The following is a 781-nucleotide window of genomic DNA, read 5'->3' on the forward strand; positions in this document are numbered from 1 at the left end:
TATCAGCAATTGGATTCGGACTGTCTATGGGACAATTTAGTTTTTCCGTATTGCTTATGAACCTAATAATATTGATTAATTATATGATATTTTTCCGAAAAGGGGATTCACTTGATGAACTTTCCCTTCGTGAAAATATTAAAAAAAGTATGGGCACCACAGGTACTCAACTGTATATCATTGCGTTAATCTTGCTAACATTCACTTGCGGCATAGAGGAAACAGCAAGTGTTTGGGGGGCTATCTATATGAATGGTTACTATCAAGTTCCATCTGTTATTTCAGGTTTGCCTTATTTAGCATGTCAGGTATCAATGGTTATAGGGCGAGGATTTGGTGATTACCTGACCAATAAATTGGGTAATATCCCAGTATTAAGATACGGAATTCTAATGGCAGCATTGGGAATCTTAATTGTGATAACTATTCATTCACCAATTGTTTCAATATTAGGTTTTTCACTAATCGGATTAGGGATGTCAGTGGTATTCCCATTAACAATTTCATTTATTGGCCAAATACCCAATATAAACTCGACGAGTGGAGTCGCATTCGCAACTTGGATATCAAGAGTTGGCCTACTTATATTTCCACCGTTAATAGGGATGTTAGCCGACATGACATCATTAAGAACTGCATTGATTATGATATTGGTTAGTTGCGTACTGGCATTCTTATTAATTAATACACTATCAAATACACTAATTAAACAGTTAACCTCAGGAGATAGATAATGAAAAAAACAAAGTGGGCTATCATATCAGGGGATGGACTCCCAACG

Annotated in this window: 1 protein-coding gene; it reads left to right on the forward strand. The window is 36.0% G+C overall.

Annotated features, from left to right (window positions below; translation table 11 throughout):
* A partial coding sequence (locus V2A85_RS24120; RefSeq protein WP_420072611.1) for an MFS transporter occupies window positions 1–734 on the forward strand: 734 nt, incomplete at its 5' end.
* Window positions 735–781: the final 47 nt, after the last annotated feature.

The sequence above is a fragment of the Yersinia sp. 1252 StPb PI genome, from assembly GCF_048593885.1.
In the GTDB taxonomy this organism is placed as follows: domain Bacteria; phylum Pseudomonadota; class Gammaproteobacteria; order Enterobacterales; family Enterobacteriaceae; genus Yersinia; species Yersinia enterocolitica_E.